Here is a 19,768-nt window from a genome sequence, read left to right on the forward strand (position 1 = left end):
ATCAATCGGTCAATTAATTAATTCCGATGTTAATGGTTCTTATAACATCCTCAGAAAAGCAATCCCAAATGCTTTTAGCGATGGGATAGGGAGCTGTGTAGTTCAGCCGAGGCGGGTTAATCCGCTCAAAGTAAAAGCGAAGGGGGAGGGACTCGAAGCCTCTCATGTCTATAAATGACTATACTTTTACCAGCTATGGGGAAGCTTCAATTCAGGAATCGACTTCTTTGCCTCAGCCAACGTTTTACACTGACGAGCAAAAGTCGGTCTAGGCGCATCGGCGGGAATAATATATTCTTGCCTGATGCTGCATGAGCTGATCTCACACTTACGAGAATTGACCCAATCCTTCCTTTCCCTCAACGCCAAATTGTAGACCTTGCGGCAAATCGTCAGCCACTGGTCGAAAGTTTCGCGTTGCGCGTCGGTAGGAATGAGCTTGTACTCGTAGGTTAGATTCAACATTGCACCATTATAACTCTAGTCTGAATAAATAGGATTGCATTTATTCAGAATCATCAACGAAGATATCCGAACCAAAGCCGCCCTGGAAGTGCGGGGCTTGTATCCCATTTCTTCGGTCATGCGATCGCCAAAGTTCCGCGAGCTGGCTTTTATGGACGCTCCGAAAACATCACCATCAACCAGGTTTTTGCGTGACGAGCGCCAATCTAATTTTATCAAACATCGATCGGAGGTGATCGGTCTGGTTCGCAGTCAGGACTTTAGTCCTTCCAAAAGCGCGGACTGAAGTCCTCACTACCAACTAAGGAATGAAAAATAAATAAGGTGACTAATTTGAGGAATACTCTACCTCGCATCAAGGCTTCTGGGCTGTAATTGTGCAAGTTATTGATTTTTCATTCCTAATCCGATCGCAGCGAGGACTTTAGTCCTTCCAAAAGCGCGGACTGAAGTCCTCACTACCAACTAATCCGATCGCAGCCATCCCCTACAGACGCGAGCTTACAAATTGCTGGCAATTAACTCGCGATACTGGCTTTTCGGCTTAACTCCCTTGAGCTCAGTCACCAAACCTTTGTCTTTGAAATACTGAATTGTCGGCGTACCAATCACGCCAGCATTTTCAGCAATTTCGGGATCTTCTTCGATGTCGATTTCCACGTAGTGAATTTTGCCATCGAACTCATCTATTACTTTGCTCAAAATCGGTTTGAGACTGTGGCAAGGGCCGCAACTCGGAGCCGAGTATTTAACTACAATCAGTCGATCGCTATCGTGGAACAACTTCCGCAGAGCATAACCTCCTTCGTGGCGGGTGTCGTTAATATCAAAGTTCTCGCTAGTTTTGCGGACTTTTGGAGCTTCCGGTGTCGCTGGTGCTTGCTGCGATTCCTCGGTTTGATGGAATTCCTGAGTCAAGCCGTTCGATGACAGCCACCTTTCTGCCAGCATCGCCCCCATGCAGCCGCTACCCGCCGCAGTGATGGCTTGACGAAACTCGTGGTCTTGCACGTCCCCGACAGCATACACTCCATCGACGCTGGTTTCCACCGAACCGTGTTTCGTGGCGATATAGTTTAGTTCGTCGAGTTCTAGCTGACCTTGGAAAAGCTGAGTGTTGGGAGTGTGACCGATCGCGTAAAACAAACCCTTCACCAACAAATCGCTCTCGGCGTCGGTCTCAATATTTCTAATTCTCAACCCATCCATCTTGCTCCCCGGCACTCCCAAAACATCCACAGCTTCGGTGTTCCAGTGCACGGTAATTTTAGGATTGCTCAGCACTCGGTCTTGCATGGCTTTGCTAGCACGCATCTGATCGCGCCGCACCAACATATGGACGTGAGATCCGTATTTTGTCAGATAAATAGATTCTTCCGCTGCGGTGTCCCCCGCCCCGATGACAGCTAAATCTACTCCTTTAAAAATTGGGGTGGCGCCGTCGCAAATCGCACAGGCAGAAATCCCGTGACTCCAAAATATGTGTTCGCTCGGCAAACCCAATCTTTTAGCAGTCGCGCCTGTGGCAATTACTATGGTGTGGGTTTTGATTTCCCTGTCTTCCGATCGCACTGTAAACGGCCGCTTGGTTAGATCGACATAAGTTACATCTTCTGTATATAACTCGGCACCCCAACGAACTGCTTGAGCTTTCATCCGATCCATCAGTTGCGGCCCGGTGATGCCTTCGGGAAAGCCGGGGAAGTTTTCGACTTCTGTCGTGGTCATCAGTTGACCGCCCGGGATGCCTCCGGCTTGGTAGCCTTCAAAAACGACTGGCTTCAGGTTGGCTCTCCCGGCGTAGATGGCTGCTGTGTAGCCTGCGGGGCCTGAGCCGATAATTACTAGGTTTTCTACGGCTTGTTCAGTCATAGCTGCTTACTTGAACTCATAACGACTTCGTTTAATTTCAATTATAACAGAGATGGGGAAAGTTCGATCGAGCTTATCTCTATTGTTGAGCGGTTGAGGGCGATCGGCACAACTGAGGCTATTTTTATAAGTAAAAACAATGGGAAAAGTAATTTTGTTTTAAATGTTCAATCAATCTCCAAAAATCCCCAAAATTACTATCCTTCACTATTGATTCCATTCTCATTTGCTTGACGAATTTGCGCCGTTTGAGCTATTATAGAATTTTAATACTCAAGGGGTGCTATGACTATTTTTGCTTTTATCGCCTGAAACTCTTTAAAATCGTCAAATAAACGAACTCTGCCAATATTAAAAATACAAGTTTTTGTGCAAAACAGGCATTTTATAGGTTAATAATTGTAACGGAAATTTTGGCAAATTTGACAAACTACCGCATCTATGATATGCAAGGTGGGTCGGAGCAATGGAATTGAGATTTTTAACCGCAGATGTACGCGGATTAACGCAGATAAAATGGATCGAACAAAGATATTGTTTGTGTGCAGCCAGAATAAGTGGCGGAGTTTAACGGCCGAGAAGATCTGCGAGAAAATTAGCGGGTACAGCGCGCGATCGGCTGGAACGGAAAAAGGTGCGAGAATTAGAGTAACTGAAGGTTTGATTGGCTGGGCAGATCTAATATTTGTGATGGAAAAGAAGCATGGCGATCGACTTCGCAGCAAATTTCCCGACAGTATTAAGGACAAGGAAGTTATCTGCCTCCAAATCCCCGATAATTACAGATATATGGAACCGGAGTTAGTAGAGCTTTTGCAGGCGAAACTCAGCCCCTATATAGAAATCCCAGATCGTGAGATACATTTTATGCAGCGAGTTTTGGAACCGGAGGTGATGGATTCTTGGGAAGAGGCGATCGAATACGATTCGATGGACTTTACTGAGGTTAATGCTGCGTTTGCCAAGAGTGCGGCTGCTTTAGGGCCGGTTTTTGGAAACGTTTTGGACGCGGGGACGGGTACGGCGCGAATTCCGATCGCCCTCACTCAACTGCGGCCGGAATGGAAATTGACCTGCATTGACTTGTCGGCAAATATGCTGAAAGTTGCAGCGCAGAATGTGGAAAAGGCCGGAGTGCGATCGCAAATCAGTCTCGAATTAATCGATGCTAAAGCCATGCCCTATCCCGACAATAGTTTTGACATGGTGATTTCCAATAGCATTATCCACCATTTGCCCGATCCGCTGCCGTTTTTACAAGAAGTCCGCCGGGTGTTAAAACCGAACGGAGCAATATTTTTGCGGGATTTACTCCGGCCCGAAACAGTGGAAATTAGGGATAATTTAGTTCAGATGTATGCGGGAGATTGCAACTCGCATCAGAAACAATTGTTCAGCGATTCTCTACAAGCTGCTTTTACATTGGGTGAAGTTGAGGAGATGATCCGAAATGCTGGGTTGGATGGGTTGAGAATTTACGAATCTTCGGACAGGCACTGGACGGCCGAACGTGCTTGGCGTGAGTCTGTTTAGGCTGCAATACGGTTGACTTAAGATGCTCCGAAGAGAGGAACGTTAGCGAAAGCGATCTTTTATGAAAGCAATCTCCGTATCTATTTTTCATAGGGTTTTACCCCCAGGGTGAGCTTAAGTAAACGGTATTGGTTTAGTCTGGGGACGATCGAGTTAACGTAGGGTGCGTCGCTACCAAAGTTCTTGCCAACAAAGCTTTTATCCCCTAGCGACGCACCAGACTGGGGTTCGATCGTCTAACCGCGAAGACGCGAAGAACGCGAAGGAAGAAGAGGGAAGAAGTAAATAGTCTTCTACTGGTATGGCAATGGAATTACTCGACGCATCAAATGGCCGCTAATGTCTTCATCCAACCACTCAAGTGCATCGGGATCCCAGTAGGCAGTTGCTAGTGGCAACCAACCAAAAAAAGAGCCCAGCCCACCGCAAATAGAGCATCCACCGTCTCCGCCTCTGACTGTATGTTTGTCGCTAATTATCTCGCAATCGTAAGGATTTTGAGCGATATGAAGTCCGAAAAAGTTGGGCTGCAAGTGGAGTTTCCAGTCGGCTGCCTTGTCAGTTGGGTAGCGATCGCTAGGATTTAAGTCTCCCCAGCGAAATAGAGTGGGACTTCCGCCACCGCAAGCATACTCCCATTCGTCGAAAGTTAGCAAGCGCAGTCCTTCAGTCGCCAATTCAGTCGCGAGTTCTTCTTGCGTTTTGCTCGTAATTTCCCAAGCAGCAACCGCGCCATCCTCTGCGCGATCGAATCCGTATGTACTGTTACATATCATCCTCGCTCTGTCTGGAAACTCTTTTAATAAATTCTGAATTTTAAGTGACTCGGAACTAATTGCCTCAAGACCGATTTTTGTGGGTTGAATTTCTACGAGCATGGGGGAAATTGTCACCTTTCTAGGAGGTGTAGTGACGCTTTGTAGGTAAGAGTAGATATCTCGATCGATCTCATACACCTCAGCACTACGCTGAAATGATTCAATTTGCTCGTCAGTCGGGCAAAAATTGTCGGCTTCGTATCCGAGTTGGACTTCACCCCCTGGAATCAAAGAAAATAAAGCTCCTCCGTACTCAAAAATGGCAACAGAGAGTTGGCCGCCACCATAAGAGTAAAGTCGTAAACCTCTAAAAATTACTGACTGAGGTAGATGTGCTGCCAATTCCTCCGCGTAGCGATATCTTTGTTCGTCACTCAATTTTTGCCATTTTTGCAATTCCATAAGCTAAAAGTTCCTCACCTCAATCAAACTCTTCTACTTATTTAATTTGATAGAATCTAAAATTACCCGATCGCGCCCTGCGTCTTTAGCTTGATAAAGCGAACGATCGGCTGCTGCAATCAAATCTTTTTTTGAAGTTGTCGGTCGAGGAACCGTACTCGCTACCCCCAAACTTAGTGTAACACAAGGGGATACTGGCGAGTTAATATTTTCAATTGCCATTTTTTTCACCGAGACTCGAATGTGCTCTGCAATCGAGACAGCAATCTTTGGCGAAGTTCGAGGCAAAATTACCGCAAATTCTTCACCTCCGTAACGAGCCACCAGCATTTCCTCCGAAACTTCGCCTGCCGAGTCATTTACCGCCTCAACAATTGTTTGTGCTACCTGCTGCAAACAAGCATCTCCCGCCTGATGTCCGTAACTATCGTTGTATTTCTTAAAAAAGTCAATATCACATAATATCAAAGATATTTCTGCTGTTTCTTCTCCCAATTTCTGCCATGTTTTATCTAAATATTCGTTAAAACAGCGGCGGTTTGCTACCAAAGTTAAGCCATCGGAGTTAGCAAGGCGATACAATTCGGAATTAGCTGTTTTTAATTGAGAATTAGCTGCTTCTAGTTCAGATTGTATTACCGATAAATTGTAATAAAGCTCGCTAATATACCAAGTAGCTTGTTGGTGAATTTGAGCTAAAGCTACCAATACTTGATGCACGTCTAACAGTCGGTAAACTTGAGGTGCTAACTGCACAACAATCGGCTCGTAAAGTAGTTCCGGCGGCCGCTGCACGGCTCGCTGAGCAGCCATGACAATTAAGGCTACTTCTGGTAAAATTAAAGTATCGGTTTGAGCTATTTGATACAAAGCCAGAATTGGTCTGCAAGCAAATATATCTACTCCGTATGGGCGACTCATCCTTTCCATAAATCGCCTGCGCGATATCATTCCTAAAAATTCTCCATTTACGGTCAAGATAACTCCCGGAAGCAGGGGGTGAGATTGAAACAACCGAGCTACGTCTTTGGCTAGGGATGAAGCTTCAATTTGAAAATTAAAGACAGCCAGATCCTTAAGAGTAGACTCTAAAGTTAAATTTTCAGGTGGTTTTTCAGGGAAGTTAGATGGCGCGATAAATTCCACAGACACAGCGCATATCCGAATGAACAATACAGCAGCAACAAATCTAGTGTCAGCTCTTGAATTATTTTAACATTTATTTATTAGCATTGGCTGTATTCTTGACTACAGTGTTTGTTTGAGGAGGGGCTGATTCGTTAGCTTCGGCAGTGTGGATTGCATTGGTTCATCCTCGCTTAATAATAGACTTATAGTATTCTTGATTTTTTTCTTGTTGGCTTGTTGTCGCGCAAGAAAAGGTTTCTGCGCCCGCCCTTAACTCATGTATGGCGCAGACTAACTCAACAAAATCAGTTTTTAAGCCGAGACGAACTCGTAACTAAGTTGTGCGTAAAAAACGCGGTTTCTTTGCCATTCCTCAAATCAAAACCCAAAACCGCGAAGGGTGGCGAGAAACCCAGCAATTTCACAATTACCAGAAAGAATTGGTTGAAAGCCGGAACGTTTTTCGGGAGAAATTAAAATCAGACTATTCATTACTCCAATCCTCGGACTTAAGGGTAGAGATCACTCTCAAACTCTCAACTGTCAACTCTCAACTGTCAACTCTCAAACTGTCAACTGTCAACTGTCAACTGTCAACTCTCAAACTGTCAACTGTCAACTCTCAAACTGTCAACTGTCAACTGTCAACTGTCAACTGTCAAACTCACCAACCCCAAGTTCCGATTCCTCCCTTAAAAGGGCCGACAATATCTTTGGTAATCCAACCTCCGTAAAAATCTCCTGGTTGAGATTCCACTAATTCCCCGTCCACATAACAAGCATCCATCTGGCTCGGATAAAAAGCCACATAATCTTTAATAGCTGCAAAAACCTGATTGGGATAAGGATAAAACCAAGCAGCATTTACAACTTCCTTCGACCCTACCGTCACAGTGTAATAACCCGCTTGTCCCTTCCACTCGCACCAAGATCCCCGTGAAGTTTTATGCAAATATTCCATTTGGATGTCCTCGGGAGAGATATAGTAGGCTGGAGGGTGACTTGTCTCCAATACCCGAAACGGGCGGCGCGTATCGGCGATCGTCATTCCGTTAAAAATAATCTGTACGTGTTTGGTCGATTCCTCAAGACGAGGGGGGCGCGGGTAATCCCAAACCGACTCTTGACCGGGGCCTGGCTCTATGCGATCGAGGTTCACTTGTACAATCTCCCCTACAAAAAACAATTAGCAACTTAGCATTACAATTTAATGTAGCCTTAATCTAGTCGCTTCTTCACACAAATCCAGCTTTCTTCAGCTCTCCATCATATGAGCATTCGCGGTATAGATGTTTCCGACTACCAGCCCAACGTAAATTGGCAAGCCGTTGCCAAGGGAGGCATTCTGTTCGCATTTGTCAAATCGACGGAAGGTGCAACATTAGTTTCCCAAACTTTCGCCCGGAATTGGGGGGGAATGAAAGCTGCGGGGATTCAACGCGGTGCATATCACTTTTTTCGACCGGAAAGCAGCGTTCAAGGACAAATAGATTTGTTCTTGAAAACTGTCAAACTCGAAGCGGGGGATTTGCCACCAGTCTTGGATGTGGAAACTACAGGCGGTTTGAGTGGGGACGAATTGTGCGATCGCGCGACAACTTGGCTCGAAGCCGTGGAAAAAGCCACCTCAATGCGACCAATTATCTACACTTACCCCGGTTTCTGGGACAACCTCGGGACACAGCGGTTGGCAGATTACCCGCTGTGGATTGCCCACTATACCAGTGCCGAGGAACCTTGGGTACCCGGTGGCTGGAAGACTTGGACTTTTTGGCAGTACAGCGACACTAGCACTGTGTCGGGTGTCTCGGGCAATGTAGATGCCAATATTTTTGAAAGCGTCCGAGAAGGCGCCCTAAATTATAAAGTTGCAGACATCCAGAAGCAATTAAGAAGTAAAGGTTTCTATCAAGGCGCGATGGATGGCAAATTTGGAACCTCTACCACAGCCGCCCTCATCTCGTTTCAAAAATCTCAAGGCCTCAATGCAGACGGCATGGCAGGCATCAAAACCTGGGCTGCGTTGATGAGAAAATCTCCCAAAGTAATTGTTCCCCCTCCAGCGCCGACACCCACTCCCAAACCAACTCCGACACCAATTCCAGTACCAGCCGCGCGGCTGACTGAGTTATTCTCAGCTTACCAAGCTAGTGCTGCTCAAGATACTGCCTTGATTTGGCTGCAAAGTCAAGTTTCTACCTCTGTTTTAGGGGAATTTGGTCAAAAGTGGCGGACAACTGCCACACCGGGCGACACTAATTTGCGATTGATAGATGTCAGCAAATTTTATCGCGGTTTGGCAGAACAAGACCAAGCTTTAGATTGGCTGCAAAAACAAATTTCGCCGGCTGTTATTGCCGAGTTTGCACAAAAGTGGCGCGCTCAATCGACTGTCCCAAATTCTCCGATTCGGCTGATAGATGCCTGCAAATTTTATCGCGCTGCACCCAATCAAAACCAGGCTTTAGATTGGCTGGAAAAACAAGTCTCGCCAGCAACTCTATCGGAGTTTCTGCGCCGATGGCAGAATGCCAAATGATTTGAGATTAATTCCACAGATGAATCTGGTTTTATTGTTCTGAAATTTGGTCAATCGCAGATTTTAGGCAGATGCAATCGGATGAATCTCACTTTTGAAGAGGGCTCTCGCATGACCGCATATAAGTTATTAGTTATAATCCCATATTCACGGAGCTCATGCTTCGCCCCTACGGATATATTTGCCTTGCGCCAGATGCACCCGAGGGAGCATCTCAGTTTTGCATTTATTATAGTGCTGTCCCCGCTCGCGAGTATTGTACAGCTCGCGAGCGGGGACAGCACTCAAAGAAAAAATGCTTTTTACAAAAATGAGATGCTCCCTGCACCCGATGCAACCGACGATGTAACGCAGATGTATTTCAAGATAGTTTCCGAATGAGTGCAAGAAGTTTCTTTGAGAATTAACTCGACATCAAATCTCCCCTTCTCCCCTTCTCCCCTTCTCCCCCTCTCCCCCTCTCCCTCTCTCCCCCTCGAACATAACAGACAATCTAGGCGCTACAGCTTACTCTCATCTTTGACGGTAAGAGAATTATCTGATAAAGTTATAGCCAATATCAACGTTTTTTAATTTTATTCACAAAAATCCAGGGCAGTGGCGAGTTTGTGCCAGCGTCAAGTATAGCGCCTGCAATCAAATCACCCCCGATCGCACTTTTAAATCTTTTAAATTTTAAAACCGATCGGGCAGCCTGTAACAATCATATCTATGGAAATCCCCTTTAACATCACCCTGTTGATGGTCATGACCGTCACCTGTGGTATCAGCGCTCAAGTTCTGGCCGCTTATCTGAAAGTTCCGGCGATCGTATTTTTGCTGCTATTCGGTATTTTAGCAGGCCCGGATTGCCTCGGACTGTTGCACCCCAATCTGTTGGGCAGCGGTTTAGAAGTTATGGTGTCTCTTTCAGTAGCCTTAATTCTGTTTGAAGGCGGCTTGAATTTGGAATTGCGAGATTTAGGCAAAGTTTCCGGCAGCATCCGCAATTTAGTTACTTTCGGCACTTTAATTACGCTCATTGGCGGCGGAATGGCAGCACACTGGTTGGGGGAATTTCCCTGGCCGATCGCATTTCTGTATGCTTCCCTAGTAGTCGTCACAGGCCCGACAGTCATCGGCCCTTTGCTCAAACAAGTATCCGTTGACAAACAAGTCGCCGCTTTGCTAGAAGCAGAAGGTGTTTTAATCGATCCCGTCGGAGCAATTCTGGCGGTATTGGTACTGAATATTATCTTAAACGGTAATGCTGATTTATTGGTCTTGTTTCGAGATTTAATCGTGCGGCTTTTAGTTGGCGCAGTCGTCGGAGTTGCCGGAGGTTGGCTGCTGGGATTCATTCTCAAGCGATCGCAATTTCTCTCAGAAGACTTGAAAAACCTAGTAGTTTTAGCAGGTTTGTGGGGATTGTTCGGCTTATCAGAAGAACTCCGCAGCGAATCAGGACTGATGGCAACAGTCCTCTCCGGCATCGTCCTCAGAGCGGCTGCTGTGCCGGAAGAAAGGCTGCTGAGGAGGTTCAAAGGTCAACTCACAGTCCTTGCCATTTCCGTGCTGTTCGTGTTGCTGGCGGCTGATTTATCCCTCGCTAGTGTAGTCGCCCTCGGTTGGGGAAGTTTGTTTACAGTTTTAGCCTTAATGTGGGTAGTGCGGCCGATCAATGTGTGGCTGTGCACTTGGAACAGCGGGCTGAACTGGCGACAAAAATTATTTGCTTGCTGGGTAGCGCCGAGGGGAATTGTCTCAGCGTCGATCGCCTCTTTATTTGCAATTTTGCTCACCCAGCGCGGCATCAATGGTGGCGACTCAATTAAAGCCTTAGTTTTCCTGACAATTATCATGACAGTTTTCGTGCAAGGGCTGACGGCGGGATGGATAGCTCAACTGTTAGGAGTCACATCAAAATCAGCAACAGGTGCAGCAATTGTCGGGTCAAATCCTTTAAGCAGATTAATTGCTCGCTTATTTCAAGAACGCGGAGAATCTGTGGCAATTATCGACACCAATCCGGAAGCTTGCGCGCAAGCAGAAAGAGAAGGTTTGCGAGTGTTTTTGAGCAGCGCTCTCGACCATAGCGTGTTAGAAGAAGCCGGACTCGATTCGATGGGAACATTTTTGGCAATGACTAACAACGGCGAGGTAAACTTAGTGTTAGCTCAGCGAGCAGCCGAGGAGTTTTCACCGCCAAGGGTTTTGGCATTATTCCCCAAAGACCCGCAAGCAAATGCGCCTGCAAATAATAGTAAAATCAATCAAGCCTTTGTCTCGGATTTGTCGCTGAAGGATTGGAACGAATATTTGACCGACAGCGAAGTAAAATTAGGGGAAACCGAGTTAAACAGCGAGGGATTGCAATTTCAGATTGCTCACTTGCAAGCTTTGGTGCAAGCCGGGGAGTTGGCGCCGCTGCTGCTGGAAAGACAAGGATATTTACAAGTAGTATCGGCGACAGAGATTTGGCAAGCGGGCGATCGCATTATTTATTTGCTCTACGATCCTACACCGAAATTGTTAAAAAGATTGTCCGGTTCGTCCAACTCTCGCTTGACTTTGGAAAAGCATCAGGTAGTTGAAGAAGTGCCGATTCCTGCTCCTGTTTTAGAGAATGTTTTGGAGGAAGTTATAATCGAGAAGGAGGCAGAAGTTTTGCAGCCGCCCGTTTCCCGGTAAGGGGAAGAATTTTATGATAGTTGACAGTCGATCGTCCCATCACACTTCACGACTGAAAATTGAGTCTGAAGCCTCCCCGTTGAGGGGGAAATCCAACAAAATGATTCATTACTCCAATCCTATTCTATCGACGGCTATGGGTAGCTGTCAACTGTCAACTGATAAAATACTATCCGACCAACCCATTTCGATTAGCTGTTGTCGTCAAAATGTACTCAACTTGAGACGGAGTTAAAGTCGGATTCGCATTCAAAACTAAAGCCGCTACACCAGCTACCTGTGGCGCTGCAAAAGACGTGCCAGTTTGGAGTTCGTAATCGTTACCAGGAGTGGTAGAAACTATCTCTACTCCCGGAGCAACCAAGTAATCTAAAGGTGTGAAACCCGCGCGGTTCGAGGTGCTATCCATGATGCCCCTGATATCAATACTGCCCGCAGAAATTCCCCAGCGATTGGCATTACGAGCTGGATAAGCTGGTTGGATATCACCCAAGTTTCCGGCTGCCATAACCACAACAGAGCCTTTGTTATTTGCATATTGAATTGCGTCATTAACCGCGTCGGAAGGGTTAGAATTACTTCCCAAGCTGAGGTTAATGACATTTGCGCCATTATCAGCAGCATAACGGATTCCACTAGCAACATTATTCGGCGAGCCACCACCAAAGAAAGGTAACACTCTGACAGGCATAATCTTTGCATTGGGCGCAACTCCTGTGATGCCAAAGTTATTTCGTTCCGCCGCGATCGCACCTGCTATGTGAGTCCCGTGGCCGTTGAAATCCAGATCCATTGGGTTGTTGTCGCCAGACACAAAATCCCAACCCCGAATATCGTCAATAAATCCGTTGCGATCGTCATCGATGCCATTACCGGCAATTTCACCGGGGTTCCGCCAAATATTGCCATCCAAGTCGGGATGGTTGTAGTCAACACCGCTATCCACGACAGCTACAACAATGCCATTTCCTGTAATGTTCTGATTCCAAACTTCCGGTGCATTTATGACATCTAGCGCCCAATTAGTCCCGCCCAAATCGGGAAGAGCAGGGAAAGGATTTGAGCGGTTCAAGGTGCGGGAAACTGCTGCGTTTGCATTCACCAAACCGTAGCCGTAGTCGGTACTATAAAAACCGCTAGGTGTTGCAAAAGGTTGCGGTACAGGCACAGATGTTGCAGAAAGAGTCAGGTTGTAATTGGTAGAGTCGCCTAAGAAGCTATAAACTTGGACATAGTATGTCCCAGGAGCCAAATTGGGTATATTGATCGCATCTGGGACGGTGCCACTCTCAATAGAGGAGCCAATTCTTTCACCAGAATCCAAAATACCGTTGCGGTTTCTATCTTGAATCAACCTTACGTCAGCATCCCTTGTCAAACCGTCGAGACGCAGGTTAAAATTGCTTTTAGTGTTGATATCAAATCGGTAGAAATCATTGGCATCGCCTGTGCCGACAAAATCAGTTAAGTTGATGCTACCGTTCTCAACGCCAACAACATTACGAGCTGTCGAAATAGAGTTACCTGGATCGGCGAAATTCAACTGAGAAGCAGAGACTGTTCCTGTTAGCGGCTCTGTGTTTGGATTCGCCGATTGTGACAGCGGCTGGAGTTGAGTATCGGGGACATCGCCAGTAACTCGATCGCCCGCAGAGAAATTGAGTCCCTCGCCCGCACCAGCTAAAATAAAATCTGCGATCTGTGTCTGTGGGTAGATGCTGGATGCTGTGAGATTAGTCGAGTTAGATTCGGGACTGCAACCAGAAATATTTAATGGATCGATCGCTCTGTTGAGCAAGTCGCTGTTAGCCGGAAATGCCGATCGGGCGATCGCATTTGGCTGTTGACTGAAATAAGGGCGATCGTTGGAATTGGCTGTGATGTCTAACATAATTTAAAACCTCAGATATTTAGATTGATTCGTTAGTTAAATCTTAAGCAACTCGGATGGAAAAAGGATTAGTTATACCCGCAGAGTTGATGAGGTATGAGGTGCAAGATTGATTGCGAGAAAGTGCAAAGAGATAAGTCGGCGGTTGAAACCGCGCCTACACAAACAAAGTCGGCCTGCGCCGACGGTCGAATAAAGATTGTTTCCGATTGCATCGGAATTATTAGTGGTCGAAATTAGGAGACGGCAGTGCCGTTTCCCTACCCAAAATAAGATTGTAGGGAAACGGCACTGCCGTCTCCTCTATCATTCCGGTACAAACGGAATTGATATAATTTAGGATATATTTTAGGATATAATTTAGGATAAAAAATTGAGCCGATCGCCCTTCATAAAAACTCATTCCGCCTCCCCAATTAAAGTAAATGCCGCCCAATCTCGCGGATTAGAATGAGTTTTCATTGTGGTTAACATTGCCTGCCGCAATGCCTGCGCCTTATTTGGGTTTTGCTGAAGGTTTTGATAAAACGACTGCATCAATTCAGATGTAGAGGCATCAGAAACCCTCCACAAGGAGACGATCACACTCGGCACTCCTGCCGAAATCAAAGCCCGCGACAAACCAATTACTCCATCCCCGGTAATTCTGCCTTCTGCTGTATTGCAGGCACTCAAAACAACTAAACTTGCTTGCAGTTTCATGTCGAAAATCTCTTCAGCCGTCAATAAGCCGTCATCAGTGCCAGAAGGAGCCAGGGCGATCGCACTTCCCAATCCGCGCACATCATCCAGCAATCCATGCGTTGCTAGGTGAATGATTGATGCTTGGGGCATTTTTTGGACGATCGCAGCTTTTGTTCCTTGTGCGCCCGTGATGGCTTGGGTTTTGAGCAGAGGGGCGATCGCTCTAGCTTCAGCTTCGGCCCCAGGTAGAGGATCTAATTGCCGTTTGGGTTCTCCCGGAGAGGGAGAGACACTCGGCATCGTGGGATTACCCAAGACTAGAGCGTTACGGGTGTTGACTGGCTTCTGTGCTAACTTCTGCCGTTGTTGTCGGGTTAATGCCAGAACTTGAATCGAGGGGGCGGTGAGAATAGTGTGTTTTTGGATTAAGTAAGTGCCGTTGGCATCTTTCAGGGCGGGGAAGGGAACCTGAAACAGGGAACCTTGGGGAATGAAGATGACATGGGCATTGGGATCTTTGGGGAGGAGGCTGGCAATGGGATCGATCAGCAGTTGATGCAGTGTCGGTAAGTCGGGTTGGGGTTGGGTGGAGCCAAAACTGCTGCGACTGCGGACGGCGAGGAATTCTTGATTGCCAATAATTAAGCTGGCTAGGGAGGCGTTGTGTTTTTGCCAGAGGGGTTTGAGGTCTACCTCGCGGAACTCGATCTCGCCCGTGGGTTGAATCACCCAGATGTAGAGCGCGGATTCTCGCGTTTCTCTTTTGCCCGGATTCTGAAAGTCCTCAAGGATGATCGAATACTGCACCAAAGTGGCATTCTGTGATTTCGCGATTTGGCGGATTTGATCCTGGTTCGGAGCAGAGGCGATGACCGAATTGGCACTACCAGATGATAAGCGCTGTGTCAGTAGATCTACAAAGGCACGAGCACGTCCCCGTTCGGCAATTTCTAAAGCGGCGATCGGGTTATTCTGAGCCACCCGGACTCGTTGGAGAAGGCGATAGGTGGTGGCTTGTTCTTCAAAGATGGAGACTTTATTCGCGTCGTTGGAGCCGAGCATTTGACGCATCGATTCCCAAACTTGAATCGCATTAACGAGTATTTTTTCCGCTTCTGTTGGGTTGCCAACTTTCAAGAACACCAATCCGAGGTTGTGGAGCGCCGTACCTTCCCCGTTACCGTCTTTAATTTCGCGTGCGATGACTAAATATTGCTGTGTATACTCAGTGGCTTTGGCATAGTTGCCCAGATAGACGTAAGCGATTCCCAAATTGCCCAGTGCTGCACCCTCCCCTTTGCGGTTTTTAATTTCGCGGGCGAGCGCTAAACTCTGCTGCTGATACTCAATGGCTTTAGCATAGTTGCCCAGATAGAAGTAAGCATTTCCCAAATTGCCCAGTGCTACACCCTCCCCTTGGCGGTTTTTAATTTCGCGGGCGATCTCTAAATGTTGCTGCCCATACTCAATGGCTTTGGCATGGTTGCCCAGAGAGAGGTAAGCGTTTCCCAAATTGCCCAGTGAGCTACCTTCCCCTTGGCGATCTTTCATTTCACGGGCGATGACTAACCGCTGCTGTGAATATTCGATGGCTTTGGCATAGTTGCCCAGAGAGTTGTAAGCACTTCCCAAATTGCCTAGTGCTACACCTTCTCCTAGGCGGTTTTTAATTTCGCGGGCGAGCGCTAAACTCTGATGTGCATACTCAATGGCTTTGGCATAGTTCCCCAGAGAGTCGTAAGCGACTGCCAAATAGCCCAGTGCCTTACCTTCCCCTTCGCGGTCTTTAATTTCGCGGGCGATCGCTAAACTCTGCTGTGCATACTCAATGGCTTTGGCCGAGTTGCTCAGATTGATGTAAGCGACTGCCAAATAGCTCAGTGCCAAACCTTCCCCTTCGCGGTCTTTAACTTCGCGAGCGATGGCTAAACTCTGCTGTGAATACTCAATGGCTTTGGCATAGTTGCTCAGCTTGAGGTAAGCGATTCCCAAATTGCCCAGTGCTACACCCTCCCCTTGGCGGTGTTTAATTTCGCGGACGACTGCTAAACTCTGCTCTGTATACTCAATGGCTTTGGCATAGTTCCCCAGAGAGTTGTAAGCGGCTTCCAAATTGCCCAGTGCCCTACCCTCCCCTGAGCGGTCTTTAATTTCACGGGCGATCGCTAAACTCTGCTGTGAATACTCAATAGCTTTGGCATAGTTCCCCAGAGAGTTGTAAGTATTTCCCAGAGAGTAGTAAACGGCTCCCAAATTCGTCAGTACCGCACGCTCCCCTTGGCGGTTTTTGAGGGCGCGATAAATTTGCAGTGACTGTTGCCAGGAATTCACCGCTGCTGCGAATTGGCGAGTCTGCCACTGTTGGTTGCCCTGCTGAAACAGCCGATCGGCCTGGGTTTTAGAATCCATAGTTTGAGCAACAACCGGGAGTTGAGAGTGCCGAGGAATATAAAAAGCAACAGACAAAAAGCAAAAGGCGAGGGGAAACAGGAAGCCCGATCGCACTTTACAATTACTGGATTTAAACAGTGTTAGCGAGAAAGGCTGCATGGGATTTTACGGTTTGGGTTGCGGGAGTTGGCGTTGTTGTTCGATCGCCCTAATTTGTCGCAATCGATCGCTCCAGTCTTTCAAAGGTTCAGCTTCCGAACTAGCCAGAGAATCCAGCAATTCCAGAACAGCCGCTTGGTTTTGAGAAGTTCCAGAGGCTTTGCGCGCTTCCGCGATCGCGTCATACCACAGCCCCGCCGAAGCATACAGGTCGATCCGCTGTTGGGAAGTTTGGGCTGCGGCAAGTTGAGTCTGCAACGATTCAGCAGGCTGCACTACTTGGATTTCTGCCACCGCCACCACATTCCGCGAAGGAACATTCCGATCGCAGATCAACACCACTTGCCACTGATAGGATTGCCCGATCGACATTTGGGGCCCATTTGCCGGCAAAGCAACGGACATGATTCCCGGCTGACTCTCCATCTCGGTTCTGTAGAGCAGTTGTCCCGATCGAGTAAACAGCCTCAATTGCAACGGACGAGAAGTGCGATCGGGTACAAACCAGGTAAAGGTGGGATGTCCAGAAATCGTCTGTCCCATATGGCTAAACGGCACCAAAGCAGTTAATACCGCCGATGAATCACCTTCGCAACTGCCGCCGCGAGTGGTATTCGTGCCCGTTTCTTTCGGTGCAGAAGGCTTTTTAGGGGGAGTGTATTGTGCCAGCGCTGCGATCGGAATCCAGAACGAAACACTCAGGATTAAACTCGCAATTCCGGCAGAATAAATGGTTCGACGCTTCAATCCGTGAGTTATCATCTGAATCCTCTCTGTAACTATTTTCTACGGTAATCGACAATACACAAACATAATAGAGGACTGCCCGCAAACAAGACTTGCGGGAAGGTGCAAATAAACAGTTGACAGTTGACAGTTGACAGTTGACAGAATTCTTAGTCCGCGGAGGCGGACTTCGTATGTGTAGACGCGGTTTCAACCGCCGAGTCATAACACAGCATCAAGGTTGACAGTTGACAGAATTCTTAGTCCGCGGAGGCGGACTTCGTATGTGTAGACGCGGTTTCAACCGCCGAGTCATAACACAGCATCAAGGTTGACAGTTGACAGAATTCTTAGTCCGCGGAGGCGGACTTCGTATGTGTAGACGCGGTTTCAACCGCCGAGTCATAACACAGCATCAAGGTTGACAGTTGACAGAATTCTTAGTCCGCGGAGGCGGACTTCGTATGTGTAGACGCGGTTTCAACCGCCGAGTCATAACGGGGATATTTAACCCAGATTTGGTATTACCAGAACCACCGCCGTTTCGCTGACCAACTTAATTCGCACACCGTCCCCCTCGGTTGATTTGGATAGCGCCGAAACGTTCCGCCTAATTGTTTGGCTAAATTGTTTGCTAATTGCGTTCCCAATCCTGAAGATTGAATGTTAGTGTTTGAATCTTGAATTGTCGCTTCTATTTCAGACAGTTTCCCCTTGCCATTATCTGCCACCCGAATTACTTGTCGATCGCCCTCCTGAGTGCAAATTATAGTCAAACGAGTAGCGTCGATCGCGTGTCTTCCCACATTACAGAGCGCTTCTTCGAGAAAGCGGCAGAGTCCTCGCTTGTGTTCTAGCCGCAGATGCGATGCGTTCAAGGGATCGAACTGCACTATTTTGAATTTGATTGTTTGGAAGTAGGGCAATTCTTGTTCCAGCGCGTTGGAATAGACTTTGTAGAGCAATTCATGCAACGGGGCTTGCAGGGCCAATTCGATCGCACTTCCCATTCGCAAATGCGGTTCATCGGCGATCGCATCTCGTTGCACAGATCCGTAAACTTCCCGTAATTCTTGATTCAGGCGTTGCAAATCCGGTAAAAATGGCGGCGGTGGATCTTGCTCCTGAGCGGTTCTCAAAATCCCCACCAATGTTTGTAAAGGCCCGCTATGAATCGCGTTAAAGGTTTGTTCGATCGCAAATTGACGTTCCTCCAACCGCAGTCGCAATTCCTGCTGGTGACGATAGAAGAGTGCCGCCGTTGAGCCAGTTCCATTTAGCACCAGGATCAGGATCACAGGCACAATCGGTACCCACCATCCCATCAGAATCAGCCAGTAACAGATCGCGATCGAGGTGCTATTGGCGATTAAGAGCCCTAACAAAATTTTCCAGGGCGATCGCAGAAATCGTCCCAAACTCATCCCCAAGAGTCCCCAGGCCGCAATCCAGAGCGTTTCCCAGCCGTCCCCCCAAACCTGAATCAACGGTCTGCGATCGAGCACCGCGCTCACAATCTGGCTGGTTTCGTGGGCTTGCATTTCCACTCCGTAAATCCGTCCCGGATTGATGCCCGCGATCGCACCTGAACTTGCCAAATCCTTCGCGCTAAAAGACATCATCCCAATCAGCACAATCTTGCCTCGAATCCACTCCGGATCTACTTTTCCCGCCTTAATTTGTGCTAGAGAAAGCACGCGAAATGGCTTTTTCCCGCTGCGAACATTCAGCAAAATCTGATTCCCGCCCGCATCCGCCTCCACATATCCGCCAGAGTTTGGCTGCACTCTGGTAAATTCAATACTGCCAAAGCGCATCGCCTCCCGATCGCGAATTCCAGTGCCTAACTTAATTCCTCGGGTTGCTAAATAGCGTTCTGCTAGACGGATTGCGAAGGAATAACGGTACTTCTGCTGAGGCTTTTGAGCGCCCAATAAACTGCGACGCTGGTAGCCATCCCCATCGAGGACAAAATCTGCAAAGCCAACTTGTTCGGGTGGTAGCGCGGGCGGAGGTGCGACGGTAAAGCCACTGCGATCGGGCAAAGCAATCTCCACTCCGATCGCATTTTTGCTGTTACGAAACACGGATGTTAGTTCGGCATTACCTGGTTCAACCGGAATATCGCGGACAATATCCAAGCCGATCGCGATCGGTTGATAAGTCTGCAATTGTTTGAGTAAATCGGCAATTTCGCGATCGGGAATCGGATAAGTTTTGGCCCGTTGAATATCTTCTTCAGTAATGCCGACGATCGCGATCCGTTCATCCATTGGCTCAGGAGGACGTAGCAGCAAAAATCGATCGAACGCCACCAACTCCAAAAACTGAAGCGCACCCGTCAATCTAGCCATCACCACAGCGACAATCACCATCAACCCTGGAAGCGATCCGCGCCACCAAGTTGAGATATCTGCTTTCACTGCTTGCGATCGATCGGGTTTCATCTAGTTTCCGGTTGCATCGATATTGTTCAAATGTCTAAACAGT

Annotated in this window: 14 protein-coding genes and 2 pseudogenes; 6 read left to right on the forward strand and 10 right to left on the reverse strand. The window is 47.6% G+C overall.

What is annotated here, in order from left to right; genetic code table 11:
• Positions 1–178, forward strand: a pseudogene (locus QZW82_RS32265) (RNA-guided endonuclease TnpB family protein); the annotation flags it as partial.
• A 14-nt stretch (positions 179–192) separates the two neighbouring features.
• Here QZW82_RS32265 and QZW82_RS16065 read toward each other — a convergent pair.
• Positions 193–465, reverse strand: a pseudogene (locus QZW82_RS16065) (helix-turn-helix domain-containing protein); the annotation flags it as partial.
• 34 nt (positions 466–499) lie between these two features.
• On the opposite strand from QZW82_RS16065, the gene QZW82_RS16070 reads away from it, so the two are divergent.
• Positions 500–751: a hypothetical protein gene (locus QZW82_RS16070; RefSeq protein WP_293149815.1), complete on the forward strand. Its 252-nt coding sequence runs from the start codon at positions 500–502 to the stop codon at positions 749–751.
• Between the two features lie 215 nt (positions 752–966).
• Here QZW82_RS16070 and trxB read toward each other — a convergent pair whose 3' ends face one another.
• Entirely contained in the window at positions 967–2,337 is a 1,371-nt protein-coding gene (trxB, locus tag QZW82_RS16075; protein WP_293149817.1) for a thioredoxin-disulfide reductase, read from the reverse strand.
• Between the two features lie 516 nt (positions 2,338–2,853).
• On the opposite strand from trxB, the gene QZW82_RS16080 reads away from it, so the two are divergent.
• Entirely contained in the window at positions 2,854–3,870 is a 1,017-nt protein-coding gene (locus QZW82_RS16080; protein ID WP_293149819.1) for a methyltransferase domain-containing protein, read from the forward strand.
• A 293-nt stretch (positions 3,871–4,163) separates the two neighbouring features.
• Here the strand turns inward: QZW82_RS16080 and QZW82_RS16085 are convergent, their stop codons facing one another.
• Positions 4,164–5,090: a hypothetical protein gene (locus tag QZW82_RS16085; protein ID WP_293149821.1), complete on the reverse strand. Its 927-nt coding sequence runs from the start codon at positions 5,088–5,090 to the stop codon at positions 4,164–4,166.
• Positions 5,091–5,123: 33 nt separating this feature from the next.
• Positions 5,124–6,242 (reverse strand): GGDEF domain-containing protein, encoded by a 1,119-nt coding sequence (locus QZW82_RS16090; protein ID WP_293149823.1) that lies wholly within the window; start codon positions 6,240–6,242, stop codon positions 5,124–5,126.
• Positions 6,243–6,559: 317 nt separating this feature from the next.
• Between QZW82_RS16090 and QZW82_RS16095 the strand changes: the two genes are divergently transcribed.
• Positions 6,560–6,952 (forward strand): hypothetical protein, encoded by a 393-nt coding sequence (locus QZW82_RS16095; RefSeq protein WP_293149825.1) that lies wholly within the window; start codon positions 6,560–6,562, stop codon positions 6,950–6,952.
• On the opposite strand, the gene QZW82_RS16100 is transcribed toward QZW82_RS16095, so the two are convergent.
• A complete protein-coding gene (locus QZW82_RS16100) occupies positions 6,883–7,377 on the reverse strand; it encodes a DUF427 domain-containing protein (protein WP_293149827.1) in 495 nt (164 codons plus the stop codon). The two genes, QZW82_RS16095 and QZW82_RS16100, sit on opposite strands and share 70 nt — an antisense overlap.
• A gap of 111 nt (positions 7,378–7,488) precedes the next feature.
• On the opposite strand from QZW82_RS16100, the gene QZW82_RS16105 reads away from it, so the two are divergent.
• A complete protein-coding gene (locus tag QZW82_RS16105) occupies positions 7,489–8,757 on the forward strand; it encodes a GH25 family lysozyme (protein ID WP_293149828.1) in 1,269 nt (422 codons plus the stop codon).
• Positions 8,758–9,468: 711 nt separating this feature from the next.
• Positions 9,469–11,427: a cation:proton antiporter gene (locus QZW82_RS16110; RefSeq protein ID WP_293149830.1), complete on the forward strand. Its 1,959-nt coding sequence runs from the start codon at positions 9,469–9,471 to the stop codon at positions 11,425–11,427.
• 169 nt (positions 11,428–11,596) lie between these two features.
• Here QZW82_RS16110 and QZW82_RS16115 read toward each other — a convergent pair whose 3' ends face one another.
• The 5 genes from QZW82_RS16115 to QZW82_RS16135 all read right to left on the reverse strand — a co-directional run bounded on the left by QZW82_RS16115 (position 11,597) and on the right by QZW82_RS16135 (position 19,725).
• On the reverse strand, positions 11,597–13,318 hold the full coding sequence (locus QZW82_RS16115) for a S8 family serine peptidase (RefSeq protein WP_293149832.1): 1,722 nt from the start codon (positions 13,316–13,318) through the stop codon (positions 11,597–11,599).
• A 223-nt stretch (positions 13,319–13,541) separates the two neighbouring features.
• Positions 13,542–13,721, reverse strand: a complete 180-nt coding sequence (locus QZW82_RS16120) for a hypothetical protein (protein WP_293149834.1) — start codon at positions 13,719–13,721, stop codon at positions 13,542–13,544.
• The gene (locus QZW82_RS16125; RefSeq protein ID WP_293149836.1) at positions 13,718–16,411 is read right to left on the reverse strand and encodes a CHAT domain-containing protein; all 2,694 of its coding nucleotides are present in this window, start codon (positions 16,409–16,411) and stop codon (positions 13,718–13,720) included. The genes QZW82_RS16120 and QZW82_RS16125 overlap by 4 nt, the downstream gene beginning before the upstream one ends.
• A 147-nt stretch (positions 16,412–16,558) precedes the next feature.
• Entirely contained in the window at positions 16,559–17,314 is a 756-nt protein-coding gene (locus tag QZW82_RS16130; protein ID WP_293149838.1) for a DUF928 domain-containing protein, read from the reverse strand.
• A 488-nt stretch (positions 17,315–17,802) separates the two neighbouring features.
• Positions 17,803–19,725: a CHASE2 domain-containing protein gene (locus QZW82_RS16135; RefSeq protein ID WP_293149840.1), complete on the reverse strand. Its 1,923-nt coding sequence runs from the start codon at positions 19,723–19,725 to the stop codon at positions 17,803–17,805.
• Positions 19,726–19,768: the final 43 nt, after the last annotated feature.

The sequence above is a fragment of the Microcoleus sp. bin48.metabat.b7b8b9.023 genome, from assembly GCF_013299185.1.
GTDB lineage: Bacteria > Cyanobacteriota > Cyanobacteriia > Cyanobacteriales > Microcoleaceae > Microcoleus.